General features: G+C 63.0%; 25 protein-coding genes. 16 read left to right on the top strand and 9 right to left on the bottom strand.

The window, feature by feature from the left end; translation table 11 throughout:
• Window positions 1-53: 53 nt before the first annotated feature.
• The 4 genes from KRZ98_RS04415 to KRZ98_RS04400 form a co-directional block, all read right to left on the bottom strand.
• The gene (locus KRZ98_RS04415) at window positions 54-2,171 is read right to left on the bottom strand and encodes a hypothetical protein (RefSeq protein WP_217672462.1); all 2,118 of its coding nucleotides are present in this window, start codon (window positions 2,169-2,171) and stop codon (window positions 54-56) included.
• An 8-nt stretch (window positions 2,172-2,179) separates the two neighbouring features.
• Complete coding sequence (locus tag KRZ98_RS04410; protein WP_217672461.1) at window positions 2,180-4,783, bottom strand: TonB-dependent receptor; 2,604 nt, start codon at window positions 4,781-4,783, stop codon at window positions 2,180-2,182.
• Window positions 4,784-4,856: 73 nt separating this feature from the next.
• On the bottom strand, window positions 4,857-5,831 hold the full coding sequence (locus KRZ98_RS04405; RefSeq protein ID WP_217672460.1) for a FecR domain-containing protein: 975 nt from the start codon (window positions 5,829-5,831) through the stop codon (window positions 4,857-4,859).
• Entirely contained in the window at window positions 5,828-6,406 is a 579-nt protein-coding gene (locus KRZ98_RS04400) for an RNA polymerase sigma factor (protein WP_217672459.1), read from the bottom strand. Before KRZ98_RS04400 ends, KRZ98_RS04405 begins: the two co-directional genes overlap by 4 nt.
• Window positions 6,407-6,733: 327 nt before the next feature.
• On the opposite strand from KRZ98_RS04400, the gene KRZ98_RS04395 reads away from it, so the two are divergent.
• The 5 genes from KRZ98_RS04395 to KRZ98_RS04375 all read left to right on the top strand — a co-directional run bounded on the left by KRZ98_RS04395 (window position 6,734) and on the right by KRZ98_RS04375 (window position 9,760).
• Window positions 6,734-7,510, top strand: a complete 777-nt coding sequence (locus tag KRZ98_RS04395) for an autoinducer binding domain-containing protein (protein ID WP_217672458.1) — start codon at window positions 6,734-6,736, stop codon at window positions 7,508-7,510.
• A 70-nt stretch (window positions 7,511-7,580) separates the two neighbouring features.
• Entirely contained in the window at window positions 7,581-8,183 is a 603-nt protein-coding gene (locus KRZ98_RS04390; RefSeq protein ID WP_217672457.1) for an acyl-homoserine-lactone synthase, read from the top strand.
• Window positions 8,180-9,037, top strand: a complete 858-nt coding sequence (locus tag KRZ98_RS04385) for a phytanoyl-CoA dioxygenase family protein (RefSeq protein WP_217672456.1) — start codon at window positions 8,180-8,182, stop codon at window positions 9,035-9,037. The genes KRZ98_RS04390 and KRZ98_RS04385 overlap by 4 nt, the downstream gene beginning before the upstream one ends.
• A complete protein-coding gene (locus KRZ98_RS04380; protein WP_217672455.1) occupies window positions 9,037-9,225 on the top strand; it encodes a DUF6499 domain-containing protein in 189 nt (62 codons plus the stop codon). Before KRZ98_RS04385 ends, KRZ98_RS04380 begins: the two co-directional genes overlap by 1 nt.
• A 70-nt stretch (window positions 9,226-9,295) precedes the next feature.
• Entirely contained in the window at window positions 9,296-9,760 is a 465-nt protein-coding gene (locus tag KRZ98_RS04375) for a DUF2285 domain-containing protein (RefSeq protein WP_217672454.1), read from the top strand.
• Window positions 9,761-9,765: 5 nt separating this feature from the next.
• Here the strand turns inward: KRZ98_RS04375 and KRZ98_RS04370 are convergent, their stop codons facing one another.
• Window positions 9,766-9,999 carry a helix-turn-helix domain-containing protein gene (locus KRZ98_RS04370; RefSeq protein WP_217672453.1) on the bottom strand — a complete coding sequence of 78 codons (234 nt, stop codon included), beginning with the start codon at window positions 9,997-9,999 and terminating at the stop codon, window positions 9,766-9,768.
• 104 nt (window positions 10,000-10,103) lie between these two features.
• On the opposite strand from KRZ98_RS04370, the gene KRZ98_RS04365 reads away from it, so the two are divergent.
• On the top strand, window positions 10,104-10,400 hold the full coding sequence (locus tag KRZ98_RS04365) for a hypothetical protein (RefSeq protein ID WP_217672452.1): 297 nt from the start codon (window positions 10,104-10,106) through the stop codon (window positions 10,398-10,400).
• Window positions 10,401-10,781: 381 nt separating this feature from the next.
• On the opposite strand, the gene ltrA is transcribed toward KRZ98_RS04365, so the two are convergent.
• The gene (ltrA, locus tag KRZ98_RS04360) at window positions 10,782-12,647 is read right to left on the bottom strand and encodes a group II intron reverse transcriptase/maturase (protein WP_217672451.1); all 1,866 of its coding nucleotides are present in this window, start codon (window positions 12,645-12,647) and stop codon (window positions 10,782-10,784) included.
• A gap of 133 nt (window positions 12,648-12,780) precedes the next feature.
• The gene (locus KRZ98_RS04355; protein WP_217672450.1) at window positions 12,781-12,993 is read right to left on the bottom strand and encodes a hypothetical protein; all 213 of its coding nucleotides are present in this window, start codon (window positions 12,991-12,993) and stop codon (window positions 12,781-12,783) included.
• A gap of 538 nt (window positions 12,994-13,531) precedes the next feature.
• Here KRZ98_RS04355 and KRZ98_RS04350 point away from each other — a divergent pair.
• The 3 genes from KRZ98_RS04350 (at window position 13,532) to KRZ98_RS04340 (ending at window position 16,761) form a co-directional block, all read left to right on the top strand.
• On the top strand, window positions 13,532-14,512 hold the full coding sequence (locus KRZ98_RS04350; RefSeq protein WP_217672449.1) for an ArdC family protein: 981 nt from the start codon (window positions 13,532-13,534) through the stop codon (window positions 14,510-14,512).
• Window positions 14,509-14,934 carry a DUF2958 domain-containing protein gene (locus tag KRZ98_RS04345; protein WP_217672448.1) on the top strand — a complete coding sequence of 142 codons (426 nt, stop codon included), beginning with the start codon at window positions 14,509-14,511 and terminating at the stop codon, window positions 14,932-14,934. Before KRZ98_RS04350 ends, KRZ98_RS04345 begins: the two co-directional genes overlap by 4 nt.
• Before the next feature lie 87 nt (window positions 14,935-15,021).
• Window positions 15,022-16,761: a ParB/RepB/Spo0J family partition protein gene (locus KRZ98_RS04340; protein ID WP_217672447.1), complete on the top strand. Its 1,740-nt coding sequence runs from the start codon at window positions 15,022-15,024 to the stop codon at window positions 16,759-16,761.
• Between the two features lie 120 nt (window positions 16,762-16,881).
• Here KRZ98_RS04340 and KRZ98_RS04335 read toward each other — a convergent pair whose 3' ends face one another.
• Window positions 16,882-17,157: an HU family DNA-binding protein gene (locus KRZ98_RS04335; RefSeq protein WP_217672446.1), complete on the bottom strand. Its 276-nt coding sequence runs from the start codon at window positions 17,155-17,157 to the stop codon at window positions 16,882-16,884.
• Window positions 17,158-17,518: 361 nt separating this feature from the next.
• Here KRZ98_RS04335 and KRZ98_RS04330 point away from each other — a divergent pair, with 361 nt between their 5' ends.
• From KRZ98_RS04330 to xth, 7 genes are all read left to right on the top strand, one after another.
• Entirely contained in the window at window positions 17,519-17,818 is a 300-nt protein-coding gene (locus KRZ98_RS04330) for a DUF736 domain-containing protein (RefSeq protein ID WP_217672445.1), read from the top strand.
• A gap of 122 nt (window positions 17,819-17,940) precedes the next feature.
• On the top strand, window positions 17,941-18,171 hold the full coding sequence (locus KRZ98_RS04325; protein WP_217672444.1) for a helix-turn-helix domain-containing protein: 231 nt from the start codon (window positions 17,941-17,943) through the stop codon (window positions 18,169-18,171).
• Window positions 18,168-18,749, top strand: a complete 582-nt coding sequence (locus KRZ98_RS04320) for a S26 family signal peptidase (protein WP_217672443.1) — start codon at window positions 18,168-18,170, stop codon at window positions 18,747-18,749. Before KRZ98_RS04325 ends, KRZ98_RS04320 begins: the two co-directional genes overlap by 4 nt.
• Complete coding sequence (locus KRZ98_RS04315; RefSeq protein ID WP_217672442.1) at window positions 18,737-19,348, top strand: lytic transglycosylase domain-containing protein; 612 nt, start codon at window positions 18,737-18,739, stop codon at window positions 19,346-19,348. Before KRZ98_RS04320 ends, KRZ98_RS04315 begins: the two co-directional genes overlap by 13 nt.
• A gap of 233 nt (window positions 19,349-19,581) precedes the next feature.
• A complete protein-coding gene (locus tag KRZ98_RS04310; protein ID WP_254798093.1) occupies window positions 19,582-19,941 on the top strand; it encodes a hypothetical protein in 360 nt (119 codons plus the stop codon).
• Window positions 19,942-20,192: 251 nt separating this feature from the next.
• Complete coding sequence (gene rlxS / locus KRZ98_RS04305; protein WP_217672441.1) at window positions 20,193-22,169, top strand: relaxase/mobilization nuclease RlxS; 1,977 nt, start codon at window positions 20,193-20,195, stop codon at window positions 22,167-22,169.
• Window positions 22,170-22,215: 46 nt separating this feature from the next.
• On the top strand, window positions 22,216-23,013 hold the full coding sequence (gene xth / locus KRZ98_RS04300) for an exodeoxyribonuclease III (protein ID WP_217672440.1): 798 nt from the start codon (window positions 22,216-22,218) through the stop codon (window positions 23,011-23,013).
• On the opposite strand, the gene KRZ98_RS04295 is transcribed toward xth, so the two are convergent.
• A complete protein-coding gene (locus KRZ98_RS04295; protein WP_368389782.1) occupies window positions 23,010-23,222 on the bottom strand; it encodes a hypothetical protein in 213 nt (70 codons plus the stop codon). The genes xth and KRZ98_RS04295 overlap by 4 nt on opposite strands.
• Between the last annotated feature and the right edge of the window lie 342 nt (window positions 23,223-23,564).

Here is a 23,564-nt window from a genome sequence, read left to right as displayed (position 1 = left end):
CGCCTACCAGCAAAATGACAATGTCCGTGTCCGCTTGCCAGATAAATCAGATGTCATCTGCCGACCTGCTTGAGCGCTTGCCAACGGATATATTGCGCCTTTTTATCGTCAGTAGGATCCAGACTGTCTAAAAGCCAGAATTTATACCAGTCGACCGCGCCTTGCTGAATCTCCAAGCGCTCCAGAGGAAGGATGGGCCAATGGTTTGCCTCGGGCAACCAGACGAAATCTATAGGATTGCCCAAATGGCGTGCTGATGCCCAGTCCTCCCATTGCTCCAATAATTGGGGGCCAAGCTTTACGAGTCGGACAGGCGCGGTGATACGGTCGAAATTGAACATTGGTGAGGATATGCGCCATGCATCGAGACCGGCGCCGTAAGGCGCCGCGCCCATCTGGCGCTCTGCCACGCCTTTCAAGGTGTCTGAACTTAATAGGTAGTCGAGGAAGCCAGAGTTCATGGAATCAACAAGCACGGCCGCGCCGAAACGGTGCCGGCCGAACGCCAATGCTGAACGGACGGCGAAGCCAGTCCGACTCCAGGCCGTAATGCCCAATCTGCTGTCATCGGCCCATCCTTCGCGAACCAGGGCATCGATCAGTGTGTCGAACGCGTCGGCGCTCGCTGAGCCTTCACGCGTTGTAGAGAGCCCATTCTCCAAGCCTCCAATCTGTGCAACGAGAAATCCTTCATCCGCCAGACTTTGCGCCGCGAAACCGGCGCTCGATGGGCCATCGAACCAGAAGAGCTTGTCGGTCCATCCATGCGTCTGGATGATCAACGGATAGCGGAAGCCTTTTTTGAACCCCCGAGGCATGTAAAGGCCGCAGGTTAGAGTGACGCCGGCGCTGTTTTTCCAGCGATATTGTTGGACATGATTCAAACGCGCACGCGTCATTTCAGGATTAAGGTCGAGAAGGAGACGCTGTGCTCCCTCTTTTTGCTGCATCAGCAATGGAGCCTGATTCATGGATTGCGAAAGGATTATCTGCCAATCTTGAGACGGGATGGATTTTATCACCCACTCGGCCTCCAGTCTCGACATGGAATAGGGCCGTCCATCAGTGGCTGGGTCTATCAACTGGACATCTTCAAGCGCGGCGTCGGGATTGACGACTTCAAAATCGCCGGGGAATTTCGAGGCGCTAATCCCCGTCGCGACATCGACGACCGCCATGCTTTCCTGCGGCACTTGCCCATCGGCTTGCGACACAAGCAAGGCTGTTATCAAGGCGCTCTGCTCATCGCGAGACCAGGTTACCGTTCGGTTTTTCCAGTTTACGGGCCCATCATAGAGCCAGCGCAACTCACCGGAAACGCGATCATAAGCGCGCAGGCCGTAAAAAAAGTCCCAGTGGACGGGCAATGGCAGCGCCGACCAAGAAGCCGGAATGGCTGATCTGGTCATTGCGACCGGAATAACGACATATCGGCCTGATGGAGATACGGACATCCCTCCCGACACAGGCCATTCTTCAGCAGGCAAGTCGATCGCGGCAGTGACACCATCAATTTCAAGCCTGACAATATTGCCGCCGCCTATTCCCTGGGCTGTTGATGGCTGTGACTTACCGGACAGGAGCGTGTAAATATTCTCACTAGAGATTATCTTCCCGGCGAATACGCCTCGCTGCCCCGTTACCGAGACAATTGGCTTACGTTCTATATAGGCCAGAATCCTTCCACTGGCGTCAGTAGCAAAATCGATAAGATCAGACTTAGATGAAGTGACGGCTGATCGCCTTCCGTCGGACAGATCGACGGTGAATAACTGTGTGATCCCTTTATCGTCAGCGGCGAGTGTATAAAGGATTCTCGAGTCTCGGCTCCATCTAAGCGTCGATATACCCGGTTTATTGCCTATTTCCTGTGAGGACAGGGCCATTGTGACAGCTGGCCGTCCAAATCGTCCGTCACGTCGTCTTTGGAATAGAAGAATTCGATATTGAAGGGTGTTTTGGCTGACGTCGCCCCTGTAGGTCACTACAGCCGCGCGGCGACCATCTGGCGACAAAACAGCTGGATGGCCCGACCCTGTATCATATGGCGTGCCGACAAGAGTCATCTCTATGCCGGTACGAACCGTCGCGAACTGCCGGGCGTGGGCATCGGCATTTAGCGAAGTTCCCACTGCGAAACCAACGAGTAGTAGACGCTTGAGCATGAACAAGCGCGCGTCTACCACCGCGTCGAAACTGATAAGCTTATCGTCCGGCCGATGACTGAGTAGTTGGTGGAGTCATAAGGTGGCTGGCGTGGGTCGGTTTCCCGAATGACGGCCGGTTTCGTATTCCATATGTTGTTGATCGCAAATCCGAAGGTCATACCTCCAATCGCCGAGACATCCGAAGGTATGGCCAGCCGGACAACAGCATCAGCTGTCGTCATGCCTCTCACTTTCACAAAAGGCGTGGCGCTGTTGTCCATCACCGATCCGACATAATTGACGAACAGGGAGGTATTGAGCGATCCGTGGCTCCATGTTCCGCCGCCTCGCGCTCTCCAATGAGGTGGATTGTAGAGCACCCCGGCCAATTGCTTTGCATCCGATTGGGCAAGCAGCTTCTGATTGCTGGACAAATATGCTGTCGATCCGCTGACTAGGATGCGATCTCCACTAGCCAGAGTCGTCGAGTAACGCAGTTGGATATCGACACCGTGAATATCCTGGCGTGACACGTTCAGATATCGGCCGTCGATAAATGCAATGACCTTGGAGGGATCGAACGGAAGACCTGATACATTGTTCAATGGTGTGCGCGAACCCGCAGCTAGCGAGGAGACTAGGTCCACTGCAGGATTGCCCGTGATGACGTCACTAAAAAGTGGATTCGTCAGGATGTTGCTCAGCGCGATCCCTGGCGTGTTGATCCTGTTTCGATATCGGATATCGAAATAGCTGCCTTCAATCGACAGCCCCGGCAGCCATCTAGGTTTGAATTCGGCGCCAATCGTCCAGTTTGTTGCCTTTTCAGCTTTGAGGTCCGGATTCCCACCCGTGGCAAGGAGAACCGTCGAGCCTGGCGGCGCATTCGTCGTCCCCACCATTGATGCTGAGAGCAGGGAAGCCCGATAGCCCGTGTAAAGCTGGTAGAGCGTCGGCGTCTTGAAAGATTTGCCCCAGGTTCCGCGGAGGGTGAGTTCGCTGACGGGAGCATAAATCAGCCCCAGCTTCGGGGTGGCCAGAGCCCCTTGTGATCCATAATCCTCATATCGTACGGCAGCAGTCGCTTCCAGGCGTGATACGGCTGCAACGGCCAGTGCGGGCGAAACGATCGGGACGAACAGCTCCGCATATGCATATTTGCTTTTGAGCGAGCGATCATAGTCGGCCGACAACAGCGAGGAGGTCGGCGTTTCCTGTCGACCATAGCCGTGTAAACCAACCCGTCGATATCCCCCACCCATCGCAATTCGAGCAGTGCCCGCAGGAAGTCGGATGAGCGAGCCTTCTGCATTCAGCTCGACGAGCCTCGTCTCATTCTTGTAGTAGCCTGGCAGTTGCAGATAGGCGGCGCCATTGGCGTACAGGAATGAGTTAAAGTCCGACCGGTTGTCTCCATAAAGCCCTTGTAGGGATAACCGCCAGTCCTTTGACACATTCCAATCGAGCTTTGGGGCGATGGAAAAGCTCTCTGTATCTTGCGTCGCAAATGAACCGGCATATTGATACGGTTGCGTCGTGGTATCGGCATAGCCTGAGTTGTTGGCTCGCCAATTATAAGTTGCATCGATAACGAGATCGAGCTTGGGCGACAGCGCTTGATGTCCTGTAAATATTCCGGAGTGCTGCCGCTGATAGGGCAAGAGCGTAGTCGTTTCGTTGATTGCGCTGGTTATGTCTCTTTGGCCTGCCGAAATATCGGTATCGCGAACATAGTTATAGGCAGCCATGAACCCGCCGCTGCTCCAACGCGCGCCGCCGACAAGGCTATATTGTTGCTGAAAATAGCCACCCTCGGTCGCGGCTCCTATGCGGGCTTCAGCAGCCAGACCCTCAAAGTCTTTTCGCAAAATGACATTCGCCACGCCCGCCACCGCATCGGATCCGTATATCGCAGACGCCCCGTCGGTGATAACTTCAAGCCTATCAACGGCGGCAAGAGGTATCGCAGAAATATCGACTGCCTGCGACGCGCCGTCATAGGCGACCCTATGACCATTGATGAGCGTAAGAGTCGCATCGGCGCCTAACCCGCGAAGATTGATTGTTGAGGAAGCATTGAAATTCTGATTCTGAATACCCGGGGTCCCCGATACTACGCCAGGATTTTGCCCGCCGGTAAAACTTTGGGGGATGGAGCGAACTACCTGACCGACATCCGTCTGGCCTGCATTGGCCATCTCGTCTCTTGTTACCGAAATTATGGGTGATGCCACGGTGACGCCGCGGATGCGAGTTCCCGTTACGGTGATCACGTCCTCATTTGACGAAGGAAGTCCGCCTTCCCCCGGACCATTACCAGCTGCTATGCTTCCGTTTCCCCCCCGTACAATTGCCACGAGTTTGCCATCGACGCGGGTGGTGAAGCCGCTGCCGGTGAGCAGATTTGCGAGAGCTGCCTCGGCGGAGAGGGCTCCGCGAGCGCCGGGCGAGTGCGCTGAGCGGACCTCGTCAGAGCGATAGACGACCTGCTGCCCCGACTGGCGCACATAGGCGTCGAGGGCGGACTTCAATGATCCGGCAGGAATATTGTATTCGCGCGTCTGCGCGGCCGCTGGTGTGGCGAGCGCCACGATGCAGGTGCTGGTTGCGAGTAACGCTGCGAGTGTCCGGATCATTATGCCCCCATTCCGGGCAGATTATCCGCCCCATTGGAAGCGCACGACAATTGGGCAACGGCTTTTGGTAACGCTACTGACTTGAAATTTTCACACTGGTGTCGTCGCGTTCGATCTTGAGGCCATAGGCGTCGCGCAGCAAGCGCGTGAATGACTCCACGCCGGAGGCCTGGAACGAGCCGCCGATCGGGATACGACCCGTCGCCGGATCGGTGACGACAAGTTGCATGCGATTGTAGCGGTTGAACTCGGCAACCACTTCGGTGAGTGGCGCTTGGTCGAAGCTCAACATGCCGTCCCGCCACGCAAGCGCACTCTCGACGCGCTCCTCGGACTTGGCTGCGATCAGGGTGGACGCCCCGCGCGAGATCGCGGTGTCGCCCGCCGTTATGAGCGCGGCATGGGCCATAGTCCCGGCGCCGTCCTCGACCCGCACTCGGCCTTCGAGCACATTGACCGTCACGCGGTCCTTGTCGCGGCGGACCGAGAATTTGGTGCCGAGCACCGTGATCGTCTGGCGGCCGGCATGGACCACGAACGGCTCGCCTTCGCGGTGAGCCACTTCGAAGAAGGCCTCGCCCGAATCCAACCAGACCTCGCGTTTCGTCTCGTTAACCACCGCGCGCATCACCGTCTGGGTGTTCAGCTCGACCTTGCTGCCGTCGGTCAGCGGCACGATACGGCGGCCGCCGACCGGTGTGTCGAAGCGGGCCTGCTGCCTCTCAATGGCCGGCTGTTCGAAAAACCGAGGGCCGAGCGACATGCCCCCAATGCCGACCGCGGCGACGATGCTGGCAGCGATGGCCGCGGGCCACCATTTGCGCTGCGATTTTGCCTCCTCCGGCTCCGCATGGGTGTCGATACCGAGCGATCCGATGCGATCCGCCTGCTGCCACAGATGATCGGCGCGCCAGAACGCGGCCTTGTGCGCCATGGATTCCTCGAGCCAAAGGTCCAGTTCGGCCTGCTCGTCCTCGGTCCAGCCTTCGCCGTTGCGTCGGATCAGCCAGTCCAGCGCCTGGTCCTCGATTGCTTCCTGCCGCTTCATGGCAGCACCTCGTGGTCGCTGCGACGGCGATAATTCTTGCGGACGATCCGGCCCGTGCCGCCCGCCATGTGATCGAACAGCGCCTTCATGCCGAGCTTGATCTGCCGCCGCACCGTCTCGATCGAGACGCCCAGCGATTCAGCGGCCTCGCGATCGGTCAGGCCATCGACCTTTTGCAGGAGGATCACCTCGCGGCACTTGGGCGGAAGCTTGTCGATGCCCTCCTTCGCGCGCCGCAGTTCATCGCGCGCGGTCAGAGTCCGTTCGGCTTCGAACATCGCGAAGTCGATGTCCTGATTTACGCTGTCGAGATCTGCGATCGCCTCGATCGGTACGATCCTTGCGCGCTTGGCATTGTTGATCAGATGGTTGCGCGCGACCGTGTAGACATAGGCGCGCGTGTTCGCCGGCCGCGTGCGGCGCGCGCCGATCAGTACGTTTTCGTAGATGTCCTGCCTCAGTTCCAGCACGTCTTCGGGCACCCTCCAGTTCCGGCGAATGTAGGACGACAACGCCCGCTCGAGAGGGAGCACCTCTCGCACGAACCAAGCATTGAGGTCGTCATCGTCGATCATTCAGGCGGGGCCGGCCTCGCTACAATTGTTCGAAGAAGGATAGACAGTTTCCCACCCGACAATTGGTAACGCGAATTTTGCCTGCCTCCCATTTTTTTCGCGAGCACCGGATTTGAGGTCCGCGATCCTCGCGAGTGCGGTCTTGGACAAGCGGCCGGCCGGAATGGGTAACGCTGTCGCGGGAGATCGGTCGCGCCGATCTGGCGCCACATTGGCGTTACCCATTGGCGGCGCTCGCTTTGTCATGGTCGCGAGCGGGGAGATGGCATCAACGGACCGGCGAAGGGGATCCGGGATCGCGGACGAGCCGCGGCAGGAGGTCGAAACGTGGCTCTGGAGATTGAGCTGTGGCGAGAAGGTGCGTGCGAAATTTCGCACGATATTGTTCAGGCGATCCGCGCGATTGCCGACTTTTCCGCGATGCGCGCGCTGGCCGGCGATTTCGGCGCGTACATCGGCGCGCCATGGTTCGCGCTCGTCACCCATGAGGACCTGAGGGAGTGGCGGCCCGGGATGGTCGATATCCGTCACTATCCCGAGGGTGCATCACGTCGCATCATAGACCGCTGCCGCTATCGCCGCGACGTTGTCATGCGGGGTTCGCTGCTAATCGAGACCGCCGCGACCTGGACCGAACTCTTCGCGCGCATGGCGCTGGACAATGCCGACCGGGTTTCGATCGAGCTCGGCCGGCGCGAGAATCTGGTCGAAGGAGTCACCGTGCCCTGTGCGAAACTCGGCCATTGCTTCGGCTCGTGCACCTTCGCCGGCTTCACCAGCACCCGACGCGCAGAACTGGCGGTTGGCCCGGCGCAGACCTTCGGCCTGTTCGCATTCGCGCGCGCCCGGCAACTCTCCGGCTCGCCTGCGGCCATCGCGCCGCCGCCGCGGCTCAAGCCGGGCCAGCGCGATTGCGTCGTCTTGTCCGGTCGCGGGTTTCGGAACAAGACGGTCGCCCACAAGCTCGGCCTCACCGAGCGCACCGTCGAGAGCTATTTCCGCGACGCGTGCCGTGCCTATGGGGTGCGGTCGGTCAAGGAATTGCGGGTGGCCGCCGTCCTCGCCGGCGAGATCGGTGTCGACGAGATCTACCAGCTACCGTGATTTCCGGGCTCTGATCCTGAACGCGGCAAACTGCTTCCTCCCATGGCGCATCTAGCCATGGGAGCAGCACATGATCCTCACGATCGAAAACTACCCTGAGAGCGCCCACACCCTCGCGCTCGAAACCATGTTCATGGACCGCAAGTCGCAGTTCGTAGATTTCTTCGCCTGGGACGTGCCGGTCGTCGACGGCCGCTTCGAGGTCGACCAGTTCGATGGTCCGAATGCGATATATATTATCGCGATCGGAACGGACGGCCGCCACGAGGCGTCGCTGCGCATGCTGCCGAGCTGGCTGCCTCATCTGTTAGGTGACATCTTTGCGCATCTCTGCGTCGCCGGCGTGCCGGTCGGACCACGCATCTGGGAAAGTACGCGGCTCTGTCTCCCGAGCCGGCACGGCGCATTGCGCCGCCGCGAACTGCGCAATGCGCTGATCTCGGCAATGGCCGACTTTGCGCTGGCGCGCGGGATCTCTGAAATCACCGGAGTCATTCCCGACGGCTTTCGCCGCGAGGTGCTCGCGATGGGCTGGCGTGCCGAGCCGCTGGGGCCTGCGGTCCGCATCAAGGGCGGAACAATCGGCGCGTTCCGCATCGACGTGACGCCGGACATGCGCGAACGTCTCACTTGGACCGGCACCTATGTCGGCGCATTGGAGGTTGCGGCGTGAGCGCGGTGGCGGACATCGCCATCGGCGAACTGTCGCGCGCGGGCTATTGCGTGCTGCGCGGTGCGCTCGATCCAGCCATCATCGACGCGCTTGCCGCCGATCTCGCACCGGCTTTCGCGTTGACCCCGATGTGTCGGGGCGTCTTCTATGGCGAGCGGACGCGGCGTTTCGGCGCGCTCCTGCGTCGATCCGAGAAGGCCGAAGCGCTGGTCCGGCACTCCGGCGTTCTCGAGATCGCCGAGCACATGCTGTTGCCCTGGTGTCAGCGCATCGCGCTGAACCTGACGCAGGCGATCGAGATCCATCCCGGTGCCCCGGCGCAACTGCCACACCGCGATCAGGATATGTGGGCGGGGCCGAAAGGCGCCGTCGAATACCTCGTCAATGTCATGTGGCCGATCGATCCATTCACGGCCACCAACGGCGGAACGCGGCTCTGGCCGGGCAGTCATGTCGATCCTGACATTGGCGAGCTACCCGAGGCGGACGCGGTCTTTCCCGAAGTGATGCCGGGCGACGCGCTGCTGTTCCTGGGCTCGACCCTCCATGGTGGCGGCGCGAACCTGTCTCTCGCGCCCCGGCGCGGGATCATCGTCAGCTACTGCCTGGGCTGGCTCAAGCCCTTCGAGCTGCAATGGCTGGTCTATCCGCCCGCGGTCGCGCGGCACTTCTCGCCCGAGCTCGCCGCGCTGGTCGGCTACGCCCAGCACCGACCCAATCTCGGCAATGTCGAAGGGCAATGCCCATCGATCCTGCTCGGTGACACGGTGGCGGACCATCTTGGCGCCATCGATGCATTGCGTCCCGATCAGGAAGCTCAAGCCGCTGCCTTTCTCCGGCAGGAACAGGACTGATGCAGCAGACTGGCCTGCCCGACTGGCGTGACGCCGGTGCCTATGCGCCGGTCCGTGCCGCAGGGCGCCCGGCGCTCGCCTGGGAACTGCTGCGCCGAGACCTAGCATACCGCGACGCGGTGCAGATCGGTGACGGCAAAACTGATGTCGCGGGCGCGTCGGTCTGGGGGCTGCACTTTCGCGATTGATCCGTCGCTGGACTGCGCGCACGCGACGCCGCTTTGGACGGCGGCCGCAAACCCGTGTTTGCTGGCGGCGGTGATTGAAGTGTCGGGACCGCGCCTCGACCTATCGCGCGTTAAATATCGTGCAGTAGTGGCAGAGAATGTCTGTCACCTGTTGATCGACCTCCCGTCGGGAACGCTGCAGCTTCTCGTTCGCGGCGCGGACGTTCTCCGTGGCGACGCCCTGTCGATCGTCCCGCAGGTCGATCTCGGTCGGCCTCTTGACCCCCAGCTACGAGAGATTCGCCGCTTGGCCAAGCTGGTCGATGGCGTGACCGAGGGAGAAAACGACCAGCGGCTTGCGCGACTGGTCGATGCGCTGCGCGTTGGCGACGCGCTCCGTGAGGGCGCCAGTCAACGCGACATCGCACTCGGCATTTATGGCGGCGACTGGCCTGGCGATGGCGAGCATCTGAAATCGCGTGTCCGGCGCATGATCCCGCTGGCCTGTGCGCTGGTTCGGGCGGGTCCGCGTGCGGTGCTAGCCGGGCGAATCTAGGGCGACTAGCTTTCCGCGTCGCCGATCGGCATTTCAGGCATCAGAAGGAAATGGGTCGGGACATCGAGTTGCGCCGCCAGCCGATCCAGCCGATCGATGCTTGCACTGTACTTCTTCCGCTCGAGCGCGCTCACATAGGTTCGGTCGATTTCGGCAGCGTCAGCCAGCGCTTCTTGGGACAGGCCCTTTCGCGCACGCAGGAACTTCAGGTTATGGGCAAGGACAGCGCGGCTCGTCATCTTGCATGTTCAGCCGCCTTGATGAGTATAACGCCACGGAGTATACTCTGAATCGTTCGATCCGACCGGGTCGGAGGTGTTTCGAACGGAGGGCCACAAGCAGCATGGCCGCACATCAACTTGATCGCGAAGCGCCACGCGGAGATGTCGTTCTCTACGATCGCCAGCATCTGCTGATCTATGCCGAGTTGCTCGACGCCGACGATGCCGGGCTGATGTGGCGTGACGGCGCGACCGCCATCCTCGGTGTTGATCCAGACGTGAATCCCGACTTCGCGCGATGTTGCTGGCAGAGCCATCTCGCCCGTGCGCGCTGGATCATCGGGGACGGGCTGCAGTCCGCGACCAAGGCCTTCGGTAAGATGCCCCGTTTCAAGGAAGCCGAATCCCGGCCTGAATAGCTGAAGGCTACCTGTCTGCCGGCGCCTCGCGGGGCGGCGGCGATGCCTGATCGAACGCGGGATATGATGAGCGCACTCTGCCGGCGCTGCGCTGCCGCCAGGGGTCGCGCATTGGATTTGCCCGCGTCTGCACGCTTGCGCGGCCGTGGCACGGCGGCGGCTGGCCCACAGGCCCGCGCGCACGCCGCCGTGCTGGCCGGCCGCATGCAAGGGTGCGTTCTGTCTCGCGCCTGGCGGCGCGGTGCATCGCGGTTCGCCGTCTGCGACCGCGCTTTAGGCCGCGGTGCGGCCCCGAGCCCCGTGCCGGGTCTCGTAGGGTCGACGCGGAACGCCTCTTTCGAGGACGTTCCAGCGCCTCCCCCCGAACCGTGCTTGCACCTTTCAATGCACACGGCTCTCCATTCCGCTGGTCAACCGGCCGCCGTGGAGATGGACGTGGCATGAGCGACACAGAACGATAGTTCCGCGCCGCCGAGCCGATTGTTTCCACGCCGTCATCGGTCCGCGCCGCTTGTCCTTCAGCCTGTTGGGATGATGCGCTTCGAACGGACCATCAACATCGCCGCAGCTCTCGCATTCGCGTGCGCTGAGGCGTGTGATGATATCGTTCGTGCTCAGCGCAAGGCGTGAGCCGACCGTGGTGTTATCCACGACCGACCGTTGCCAAGGCCGAACGTTCAGGTGCTTCAACCTCCAGAGCATCTGGACCCGCAGTTCGCCCCGAACCATGGTTTTCACGCCATAGTCCGTCCCCAGTTTCAGATTTGCCATGGCCCGCGCCCGCGTTATGCGCTGCCGCGCCGCGATGGTCGCCAGCAGGCTCCTGAACATGACGAGTTCAAGGCCGTCGAGCGAGCTTTTCACGCCGTCTGCGATCGCATAATAATTGGCGAGGCCACGTAGCTCCGAGTTGTAGGCAATGACCATTTCCGCGACACTGGAGTCGAGAAACTGCGGACGTACCCGGCCATTCCTCAGATCGAGGTTGCCGAGTTTCTTGTGCCTGCAGAACCCATAGACCCGAGACCTCGGCACCCACAGCTTGATATTGCCCCGCGTTGGTCGGCGACGGACACGACGTGATCCGCCACCGACCTTCGACCGCCCTGCCATTGATCCGGCAGACCGCAACGTGAAGGCGCAAACGTGGAAGCCAAGGAACGGCGATCCCTTCGATGCATCACTGACCCGCGTCTTCTCCGGTGACACTTCAAGGTTGAGCCGATCACGAAGGAACGCTTCGATTTCAGCCCTGATCCTTGTTGCATCAGCCTTGCTGCCGATTACACCGACGAGAAAGTCGTCGGCGTAGCGACAATAGCGCAGGCGCCGGAAGTCCGGGTCCATTGGATCGACAGACGGACATGCCCGCCTTTCTTTCGTGACTGCCTTGATCCGCTTCAACAGGTTACGAACCTCGGCATCGTCCGCGCCACCGGCGCGGAGCGCATCGATCTCGGCACGATAATCAGCGATCTGGCGAGATAGACGCGTGTAGGCAGGATTTGCCCTGCGCGTTTTTCCCTGATCGAAGCCGATCCGCATTTCCTCCATGAACTCATCAAGCTCATGGAGATATATGTTGGCCAGCAAGGGCGAGATTACGCCGCCCTGAGGGGTGCCGCTATAGGTCCGCTCGAACGTCCAGTCGTCCATGACGCCCGCCTTCAACATCCGTTCGATCAGACCGATGAACCGAGGGTCATCGATGCGTTTCGAGAGAAGCCTAAGCAGGATGTCATGGTCGATGTTGTCGAAGAACCCGCGAACATCCACCTCGATCAGCCATTTCATGCCTGTCCAGGTATTACGGATCTCTTCGAGCGCCGTATGGCACGAGCGCCCCGTGCGGAACCCATGACTATGCTTTGAGAACACAGGATCATAGATTTGCGCGAGGACGATTCGAGCCGCTTCCTGAACAATGCGATCATCGACCGTAGGGATGCCCAATGGGCGCATTTTGCCATTGCCCTTGGGGATATAGACCCGTCTGACCGGTCGGGGGCGGTAAGTGCCATCGGCCACCTGCCGGGCGAGATTGGCTAACCTCTCAAGCGTCATGCCGTCGAAGCTTTGCCCGTCAACGCCCGGTGTCGCTGCACCCCGGTTCCGGGACACTTTGACATAGGCCCGTTCGTAGAGATGCGACGATCTCAACAAGCGGTGAAGACCATTGACCCGCTTTCCCGCCCGCGACAGGGCCGGAAGAGTCTCGAGCCTTCTCAGGATAATAGCGGTCTGCATCAGCAGTTCCTTTCCATCGATTGGTCGAGTTACGCAGAACTGCCGTCCTTCCCCCGCACCGGGCGGATTTCACGGTCGATCACTCGCCGCTTGTACCGCCGGTCCGTCCACCTCGCGGTGGCTGTCCCGGCCATTACACCGGGCATTTGAGTACTATGACGGCTCCGTCGCCATGCAGGTCCGATACGCTGGCCTGTTTAGGCGATCCCGTAGTTGCACGAGGAGGAGTCGCGATGCGTTTAGGTGCCCCGTTCGTTTCCTTGATCCCCTGACCGGGGCCGCGCCGTGCAGACTGGCGGCGATTCGCTAGGCCGCGCTCCTCGCCCTGCACGAAATGGCGTGTCATCCGCGTTCGCCATCGCTCACCTATTAACCGCTGGAAACTGGGATTCAGACAATCCAGTCTTCACCATGCGCACCTTGCCCGGAGGTCAGCCGCCCGACTGCGGAGTCAGGCTTCGATCCCTTCACCGACATGCTATGGTCCCGTTTCCCTTTCGGAATCTCAGCCGGCTCATCACCAGCACCGGTAAGTCGGTCAGGCAGAAACTGTGCCAGTAAGTTTCGTTCGGTAGAACACTCCTTTCTTCTCGCGCCACAACGGCGCACGGCCTGCGGTGACGATCACATGGCGCATCTATGGACGCCGCGCCTCGCTGGCGCGGCGGCGTTGTCTCGTGGGCCTTCCCTCGTCGGCGGGAGTGGCCGGCGCTTCCGCCTGAGGCCCGTCGCGGCGCGCGCAACTCCGCTGCGCGGAGTGCTTCATTGCATTGCGCCCTGTCGGTGCACGCGCCGCTGGAGCCGGGCCTCCTCTGGTCGCGTCTCGCCGCCCACCCCCGCCTCTCGGGGGAGGCCATGGGGCTTTTTGGGCGGGTGAGGAGGCTATGGTGTCCAAACCAACCAACCGTCGCGCCCTTGGCAAGGCTGCTGGCGACTCTGCCGAACCCCGCGTCAATCTCTATGACGAGGTGACCGCGCGGATCGTATCCGAGCTTGAGGCCGGGCGTTTCCCTTGGGTCCAGCCATGGAATTCAGCGGCGTGCGGTGCCGCCTGCGCCGGGCCGTCGCTACCGCGTAATGCGCTCACCGGACGCAGCTATTCGGGCGTCAATGTGCTGCTGTTGTGGGGCGCTGTCATCGCCAATGGCTACCCCTCGCAAAGCTGGCTGACCTTCCGGCAGGCGCAGGAAGCCGGGGGCTGTGTCATCAAGGGCGAGCGCGGGCAGACCGTGGTCTATGCCGACCGCTTCACCCCCGAGGCTGAGAAGGCCCGCGCCGCGCGTGATGGCGGCGAGGCCAAGGCCGTGCCGTTCCTCAAGCGCTTCACCGTGTTCAACATCGCGCAGTGCGAAGGCCTGCGGCCCGGCCTCGCGCTCGACCCCGCGCCGCTCCCCGAGCGCGAGATCGTGCCCGTCGCCGAGGAGGTGATCGCCGCGTCGGGTGTCAATTTCCGGATCGGTGGAACTAAGGCCTTCTATGTGCCGTCCGCCGATTTCGTGTCGGTGCCGCCGCAGCCCGCCTTCTTCGAGCACATCAACTATTACCGGACCTGCCTGCACGAACTGACTCACGCGACCGGCCACGCCAAGCGGCTGGACCGCGACCTGACCAACGGGTTCGGGACCAAGGGTTATGCGCGCGAGGAGCTGGTCGCCGAACTGGGTTCGGCCTTCCTTTGCGCCGCGCTTGGCATCGTCCCGACCGTGCGCCACGCCGACTATATCGCATCGTGGCTGGAGGTGCTGCGCGAGGACAATCGCGCGATCTTCCGCGCCGCCAGTCAGGCCAGCAAGGCAGCTGACTGGCTGATGGCGCGCCACCGCGAGGCGATGGACGCACAGGTCGAGGGGAGGATCGCGGCATGATCCTCCTGCCTCCTGACCTGCGTTTCGCGCTGCGCGCCAACGCCGTCAACCGCCGTGCCGCCGACGCCAAGGACGCGGCCTTTGATCCCGTGCCGGTGCTCAAGCTGTTCAATCCGCTGGGTGCCGCAACATGGCTCGCGACCGAACTGGACGAGGACGACGACACCCTGTTCGGCCTTGCCGACCTCGGCTTCGGCTGCCCCGAACTCGGGTCATTCAGCCTGTCCGAGATCGCAGGGGTCCGGCTGCCGTTCGGCCTCGGCATCGAGCGCGACCTCGCCTTCGAAAGCCGGCACCGGTTGTCGGTCTGGACGGCATGGAGCCGCCGCGCCGGGTCGATCCTCTGGGCTGAAACCCTGCTGCGCCGCCTCGCGCGCGGTGAAGAAATCGGGCCGCCGCCCGACGCATCCGGCAACGGATGATCACCGGGCGGCGCTTGTCCGCGCCGCCCATTTTGCCGGACCCGCAAAGGTTACGCGCGCGTCCGGCTCCAATGAAGGAGCAGACCAATGACCTTGATGTTCATCGCGCAGGACCGACTTTCGGTCAGCAAGACCAACATGCGCCACAGCCGCAAGGCACCCGATGTCAGCGACATCCTCCCCACCATCCGCAAGCGCGGCGTCATCCAGACGCTGCTGGTGCGGTCGACCGGCGAAGAAGATCGTTACGAGATCGTCGCGGGCGCGCGGCGCTTCCACGCCGCCGCGCTAATCGCCGCAGAGACCGGCGAGGCCGAGCCCCTGCCGTGCCGCATCCTCGCGGCGGGCGACGATGCCGATGCCATCGAGGCATCGATGATCGAGAACCTCGCCCGCCTCGACGCCGACGAGGTGACGCAATGGGAAACCTTCACCCGGCTGGTCAAGGAAGGGCGTGAGGTGGCCGACATCTCGGAGACCTTCGGGCTTCCCGACCTCACCATCCGCCGCGTTCTGGCGCTCGGCAATCTCATGCCGCGCATCCGTGACCTCTATCGCCGCGAGGAGATCGACCGCGTCACCGTCCGTCACCTGACCATGGCAAGCAAGGCCCAACAGCGCGCGTGGCTGGCGCTACTGGTCGACCCCAATGCCTATGTCCCAACCGGCCATCAATTGAAGGCGTGGCTCTTGGGCGGGCAGTCGATCAGCGCCGCCCACGCACTGTTCGACCTCGATGGATACGCCGGTGCGCTGGTCGCCGACCTGTTCGGCTGCGACCGGTATTTCGCGGACGCCGACGCCTTCTGGGCGGCGCAGAACGCGGCGATCGACGCGCGCCGCGAGGCCTATCTGGAGGCCGGGTGGAGCGATGTCGTGATCGTGCCGCCGTCCGCACGGTTCGATAGCTGGGAGTATGAGAAGGCTGCCAAGCGCAAGGGCGGGCGCGTCTATATCGATGTGCGCGCCAATGGCGAGGTGGCCTTCCATGAAGGCTATCTGACCCGCACGGAGGCGCGCCGTGCCGCACGCGGCGAACCCCTCGACAGCGGCGCAAAGCCCCCGCGGCCCGAGATCACCAGCGCTATGCAGACCTATGTCGATCTGCACCGCCATACCGCCGTGCGAGCCGCGATTCTAGCGCATTCGGGGGTGGCGCTGCGCTTGATGGTCGCTCATGCGATCATGGGCTCGCCGCTGTGGACCGTGCGGCCCGATCCGCAATCGACCCGCAACGACGAGGTGCGCGAGAGCGTCGAAACCAGCGTCGGCGAGGCGCGCTTCGACGAGCATCGTCGCGCCGTGCTGGCGGTGCTGGACCTGTCGCCCGAAGAGCCGACCGTCACCGGCGGCAATGGCGACGACCACGGTCTTTGCGAGCTGTTCCACCGACTGCTGGAGCTTCCCGATGGCGTCGTGCTCGACATCGTCGCTGTCGCGATGGGCGAGACGTTGGCGGTCGGAAGCGCCGCCGTCGATGCGGTCGGCAGCCATCTCGGCATCGACATGGCTGACTGGTGGCAGGCCGACGAATGCCTGTTCGATCTGATCCGCGACCGTGAGGTGGCGACCGCGTTGCTCACCGAAATCGCGGGCGATGTCGTCGCCAAGGCGAATGAAAGCGAGAAGGCGAAGACACTAAAGAAGATCGCCCGCGATCATGTTGAAGGCGCAAATGGCCGCGCCAAAGTGGAGCGCTGGGTGCCGCGCTGGATGCGCTTCCCGCCCGCTGCCTATACTGCGCGCGGGGGTGTCGCGAGTATCGCCGCCGCCATTAGGGCGGCCAGGCAAGAGCCGGAACGCGAGCAGGAAAGGCTTGCCGCCTGATCGGAAAAAGAGACGCGGGCGGCGGGTCAAGTGCCGCCCGCGTCTCCCTCGGCGCGACCCGAGGTCTCAAAGATTTCGCGCCGTGCGCCTCGGTTTCCGCAAGATCGGAGACCGAGTTTGTCATCGCCCGGCCAGGCGGTCCTTCAATGCCTTTGCGGCGCGGAAGCCTATGCGGGAGGACGGCCCGATCACGATGGTCTCCTCGCTCCGGGGATTGCGACCGGGACGCGCGGCGCGCCTCGACACCGAGAATTTCCCGAACCCGGCCAGCGATACTTCGCCTTTTGCAACGCCCGTCGAGATCGCGTCGAGCACCGCCGCGACGATCTCGCGGGTTTTCGCCTTGCTGATCCCACGCGTCGCGGCGAGCCTGTCGGCGATGTCTTTGCTGGTCATGCGAGTCCCCCGAATGGATGCCGGCTCCGGCGAGAAAATCGCGGAGCCGACGCCCCTGCAAGACAGCCGGATAGTGATTGTGGGTAACACGAACCGTGCCTGGCTCATGTGCCGCGCGTCCCGACCGCCCCACTGGCCTCGTCTGACAAGGCGGCCTGCGGCAGGCCGTCCGCCGCCGCAACGCGGCAAGCGAACTTTCTTCCCCGGACGCGTGCGCGTCCTCCTCGCGGGACAAGAAAGCCCGCTAACCGCGTCCTCCGCTGCGCTTCGGCCCTGCGGGTGCAGCGCCGGACCTGCTGCCGCCGATGTCCGCCCGTCGAGGCCGCATGGGGCGGCTTCGAGAAGCAAAGGACATTGCATCATGGCACAGATCGGAACCTTCACCCGCGACGAATCCGGTATCTTTTCGGGCTCGATCCGCACTCTCACGCTCAACGTCAAGGCGACCATCCGGCCAGTCGAACGCGACAACGACAAGGCACCCGACCACCGCGTCTTCGCCGGCGCCGTTGAGATCGGCGCGGGTTGGACCAAGGCCGCGCGCGAGACCGGCACCGAATATCTGTCGCTGAAACTCGACGACCCTTCGCTGCCTTCGCCGATCTATGCGCAACTCGTGCAAGGCGACGGCACCGACTGGAAGCTCATCTGGTCCCGCTGAACCCGCGTGCCGGGGGTGTCGAAACCGGAAATCGGTTCGACACTCCCGCCGCCGGGCCGGGTTGGCGAGGTTCGGGGACGCGCCGGCACTTTCGCCGCCGCCAGATTCGGACCCCGACCACCATGCATGACGACAGCGACATCGACCGTGCGGGCCGCGCGAAGCGCGGCTCGCCCTTCCTCACCACGGACCAGGCCGCGGCCTATCTCAAGATCTCGCCCAAGTCGCTCAAGCGGCTGCGGCGCGATGGCAAGGGGCCGGCATTTCGCCGCCACACCCGCATGGTGCAGTACCATATCGACGACCTCGACGCCTGGAGCCGCGACAGCGGCGCGCGGGATTCGCGCTCGTGACCGGGCGCAACGCACGCGGCGCGGACGCGCCGCTGCTCGCCTGGGGCGATGCACTGCGCGCGGCGAAGCTGCGTCGAAAAAGGCTCGGACGGCGCATTGCGATCGGTGCGACGGGCGCGGCAATCCTGCTCGCCTCCGCAGCCTTCCCGCCTACTCCGCGCCTCGTGTGGAATGCCTCGGCAAGCGCGCCGATCGGTCTCTATTCGGTAGCGCCGAAAAGTCTCGCCGAACCCGGTGACATGGTGATCGCGCGCGTTCCCGAAACCTTCCGCCGCCTCGCCGGGACGCGCCGCTACCTGCCGACGAACGTGCCGTTGGTGAAGCGCGTCGCGGCTGCGGCGGGCGATGAGGTCTGCGCGCTGGGGCAGGAAATCTTCGTCAACGGACACTGGATCGCCGAGCGCCGCGTCACCGATGGCGCAGGCCGTGCGATGCCGATGTGGTCGGGCTGCGTGCGGCTGCGCGGACGCCAGCTGTTCCTCCTGATGGATGCGGCGGCTTCGTTCGACGGGCGCTATTTCGGGGTGACCGAGGGCACCGATGTCGTCGGAAAGGCGCGGCTGCTATGGGCACGCTGAGGTTCTGGCTCGCCGCTGCTTCGCTGCTTTTCGCCAGCCCGACGCACGCCCAATCGGTCGACAACTGGCGGCCATATATCGTCGACGCTTCGAACCGCTTCGGCGTGCCGGTCGCGTGGATCGAGCGCGTCATGCACGCCGAGAGCCGGGGCCGCACGCATCTGGGTGGCCACCCGATCCGTTCGTCGGCAGGCGCGATCGGACTAATGCAGTTGATGCCTCGCACATGGGAGGAGATGAGCGCCAGGCTCGGGCTTGGCAGTGATCCCGACGACCCGCGTGACAACATCCTGGCGGGCACGTTCTACCTCCGGCTGATGTACGACCGCTTCGGCTATCCGGGCCTGTTCGCGGCTTATAATGCCGGCCCCGGCCGCTATGCCGAGCATCTTGCCGGGCGTCGTGCGCTGCCGTCGGAGACGATCGGCTATCTCGCCAGCGTCGCGCCATCGGCATCTGTGCCGGCGATGGTCGCGGCCCGGCCAGCCTCGCCTCAGTCGATCTTCGCCGTGCGCCGGAATGTACTCACAGGTGATGCGGATCGGCCGGCCACGACGCCGGTTCCCTCCCTGTTCGTCGCCCTGTCGCAGCGGGATTGAGAGAGATGTCCTGCCTGATGGAGAGGGAGGAAGCTCGTCTCGATAGACCCAGCATGACGGGCGGCGGAGCGGCTATCAAGGCCCGCGGGTGCCCCCCAATTTTCTTCGAAAATCGGTTCCCCCCACGTCCGCTTCGCGGCGCTGCACTGCGCTCCGCGGCCCTGACAGCCGCTCCGCCACCCGTCCCTCAAACGCCGTTCTCGATGGTGAGAACAGAAGCGTTGGAGGTCACAATGAGCATGTATCAAAGCATCGGAACGGCGTCGGATCGCGTGATGGCGGCGCTGATCTCAGGCTTGGAACTGGAGTTCGGACGCGGCGCCGGAGAGGCACTGGCACACCGGTTTCTGGAGGCTGAGGAAGCGGACTTTCGCTGGGATGCGAGGGTCGAGGAACGCTGGATCGGCACCTACGAAAGCGCTGACGACGAGGATTTCGAGCTCGATCGGATCGCGATTTGCGGGCGGCTCGATGGCAAGTGGTTCTGTGCCACCATGCTCGTGAATGGCGATGGCCAGGCCCACGGGATGATGGGATGCCGCCAGTTCAGATCGCTGGTCAGGGCGCGGGATGCAATGCTCCATGCGCACTGACGTAGATGGATTTCGCGGAGAGAGGCGGCGTCGGTTCGGCGGCGTCTCTCCCATTTTTTTGAGCCTTGATGGTGGGAAGGAAGGAAGAGAGGGGAAACAAGATAAAGGCAGTGTCTCGCGACCCTTGCCAAGCATTTGTCTGCACATCCTTTTTTCACGAGACAGGCAATCGCGACCGCGAGACATGGCGCTCAAGAGCGGCGGAATTCTGCCATTTATCACCGATTATCGCGAGACTCGGGGTCGTCTCGATGTCTGACGACGACTTCATCCCCAGGCTCGGCAGGCAGCGCGGCAAGGAAGGCAAGAAGGTCGTCAAATATGGCGGACGTATCCTCGCCGCGGCGCGTCTCGCGGGCATCAAGACGGGGCCCAAAGACGGACTGCGCTCGCGTCGGTTCGACGGCAGTCGGATCGGGCGCGGCGCGAGCATGGGACGATTGCTGTCGAGCCGTGATCGGCTTGGCGGTTTTCGCGGCCGTCGCGCGGTGGTAAAGGCAAGCCTGATACGGTTCCAGGGCAAGGGCGGTCAGGCTGCCCGCGCGCACATGCGGTATATCCAGCGCGACGGCGTCACGCGCGAGGGTTTGCCGGGCGAACTCTACGGCCCGGAAACCGACCGCGCCGACGGTGATGATTTCTTGAAACGCACCGCTGGCGACCGCCATCAGTTTCGATTCATCGTCTCTGCCGAGGACGGCGCTGAATATCCCGACCTGAAGCCCTATGTCCGGCGATTGATGACGCAGGTCGAGCAGGACCTCGGGACGAAGCTCGACTGGGTCGCGGTCGACCATTTCAACACCGAGCGTCCGCATACCCACATCGTGCTGCGCGGGGTCGATGACCAAGGCGACAATCTGGTCATCGCGCGTGGGTATATTGCGCACGGGCTTCGCGAGCGCGCCGCAGAGCTTGTGACGCTCGACCTCGGCCCTTGTACCGATCAGGAGATCGCGGCGCGCCTGCGCCATGATATTGACCAGGAACGGCTGACCGCGATCGACCGCCGCCTGCTGCGCCGCATGGACGTCGATCGAACGGTATCGCCGGCCGACAACGACCCCTTCCAGCAGTCGGTCGCGGCAGGCCGACTGCGCAAACTCAAGGCAATGGGCCTGGCCGATGATGTCGGCGGCGGACGCTACAGGCTTGCCGAGGGGCTGGAGGACACGCTCCGACGCATGGGTGAGCGCGGCGACATCATCCGGCTCATGCAGCGTGAATTGACCGCCCGCAGGCTTGACCGTGCCGGCGTTGAGCAGGTCGTGTCGAATGACCTGCGCGAGGCCTTGGTCGGACGGGTCATCAGCCGAGGCTTTTCCGATGAGCATCGCGACCGGCATTACCTGATGATCGACGGGGTCGATGGCCGGGTCCATTATCTCGATATCGGCCGAGGGGACGCCACGCCATCGGTGCCAGAGGGATCGACAGTGCGGATCGCGCCGTCGCGGATCGAGGTGACCCAAGCCGATCGCAATGTCGATGCAGTCGCCCGTGCCAATGGCGGGCGCTATTCGATCGACCTGCACTTGGCGCACGATCCGAAAGCCAGCGAGGCGTTCGCGACCAGCCATGTCCGGCGGCTCGAGGCGATGCGGCGCATGGGCAGCGGACCTGAGCGTCAGGCGGATGGAAGCTGGACGATCCCCGACGATCATCTCGCTCGCGCCGATGCCTTTGCGAAATCCCAGCAGCGCGACCGGCCAGTAACGCTCTCGGTCCTTTCGCGGTCACCGATCGACGACCTGGCCGGGAAGGACGCACCGACCTGGCTCGATCGGGAACTCGCCGAGGGCATTCAGGCTGCCATGCGCGATGTCGGTTATGGGCAGGAGGTGCGAACCGCGCTGGCGGCGCGGCGGCAGTGGCTGATCGAGCAGCAGTTGGCGGATGGCGAGCGGTCTGCATTTCGATATCGCGACGGCGCGTTGGACACGCTGCGCCAGCGTGAATTGCAACACGCCGGCGAGCGGATCGGCGACGAGATCGGGAAACGGTTTGAGCCTGCCCGGATCGGCGAGCGGATCGAGGGCAAGATCGCTCGGCGGGTGAATCTCGAAAGCGGGAGTTTCGCTGTCGTCGAGCGATCGCGGGACTTCACGTTGGTGCCGTGGCGCGACGTGCTTGAACGCAACATCGGCAAGGCCGCTTCGGGCATCATGCGCACCGACGGAATCAGTTGGCAATTCGGTCGCGGGCGAGCGGGACCAACCATCTCCTGAACTGGTGCTGCCGGAACGACAACGCGCTCAATGCACTTCTCTGTGCGTGAAGATCGCAACCTACAATGTGAACGGGATCAATGGGCGGCTCGCCGTGCTGCTGCGCTGGCTTGAACTGGCCGAGCCGGATGTGGTCTGCCTCCAGGAATTGAAGGCGCCCAATGAAAGCTTCCCCGAGGCCGCCATCCGGGATCTTGGCTATGACGCGATCTGGCACGGACAGAAGAGCTGGAACGGCGTCGCGATCCTGAGCCGAGTCGGCGAAATCCAAGAGACGCGTCGTGGCCTGCCTGGACGCGCGGATGACGACCAGAGCCGCTATATCGAAGCCGCCGTAAACGGCGTGCTTATTGCAGGCCTGTACCTTCCCAACGGCAATCCCCGACCAGGACCCAAGTTCGACTACAAATTGCGCTGGTTCGACCGCTTGCATGACCACCTCGCGGGCCTCTTCGACCTGGATGCCCCCGTCGTCGTCGCCGGTGACTTCAACGTCATGCCGACCGACCTCGATGTCTATGCGCCCGAGCGCTGGCGCGACGATGCGCTGTTCGCAGCCGAGGTGCGGCAGGCTTATGCCGAACTGGTCGCGCAAGGATGGACCGATGCCTTGCGCCATCTCCATCCCGGCGAGCAGATCTACACCTTCTGGAAATATTGGCGTCAATCCTTCGAACGGGACGCGGGGTTGCGCATCGACCACATCCTGCTCAACCGGCCGGCTGCCACTCGTCTTGTTGCGGCGGATGTCGACCGCCGCCCGCGCGGCTGGGAAAAGACCAGCGACCATGCGCCGGTATGGGTCGAGCTTGCCGACAAGGGCAAGCGGCGCGGAAAGACCTAGTCCTCTTCTTTCGAGAGGTTGGCATACCAGTCTGCGTAAGGGCCGGTGCTGGCGAGATGACGGTTGAGGTCAGGTGCACCGTCGTTCCACCAGACTGGACCGCGTTCGCCCAGGGCGACCTTGGCGTGATCGACAGCATCGCGTGCCGCCTTTTCCGCCACTCGGTCATCCGTTCGCTTTGCGGCGCCGACGGCACGACGGGCGTCCATAAGCTCGCCGACGAGGCGCTCGCGAAGTCCAGGGTCGAGCGCTGGATTGCTCGTCCGCCACAGTCGCCCGCGCACGACGAAGTAACGACCGTCGGGCGTCTTGGGATAGTCCCGCCCGCTCACCCCGTGCGGTTCCGGTCGGAAAGGCTTCTAAAGGTGATCGACCAGCGGGGCTGTTCGATAGGGGCGATGCTGTGCTCCCACTGATGGCGCACTGGACTTGTAACGGATTTGCGCCGGTCACCTGAGCGATTAGAGCTCGCAACAGGAGACCGACGAGATGATCAAGCATACAGAAGAGTTCAAGCAGGAGGCGGTGCGGATTGCGCTGACCAGCGGATT

Source organism: Sphingobium sp. AS12 (genome assembly GCF_019097845.1).
Taxonomy (GTDB): Bacteria; Pseudomonadota; Alphaproteobacteria; order Sphingomonadales; family Sphingomonadaceae; genus Sphingobium.
The sequence above is the reverse complement of the archived record's forward strand: the minus strand, read 5'-3'. Positions and strand labels throughout refer to the sequence as shown.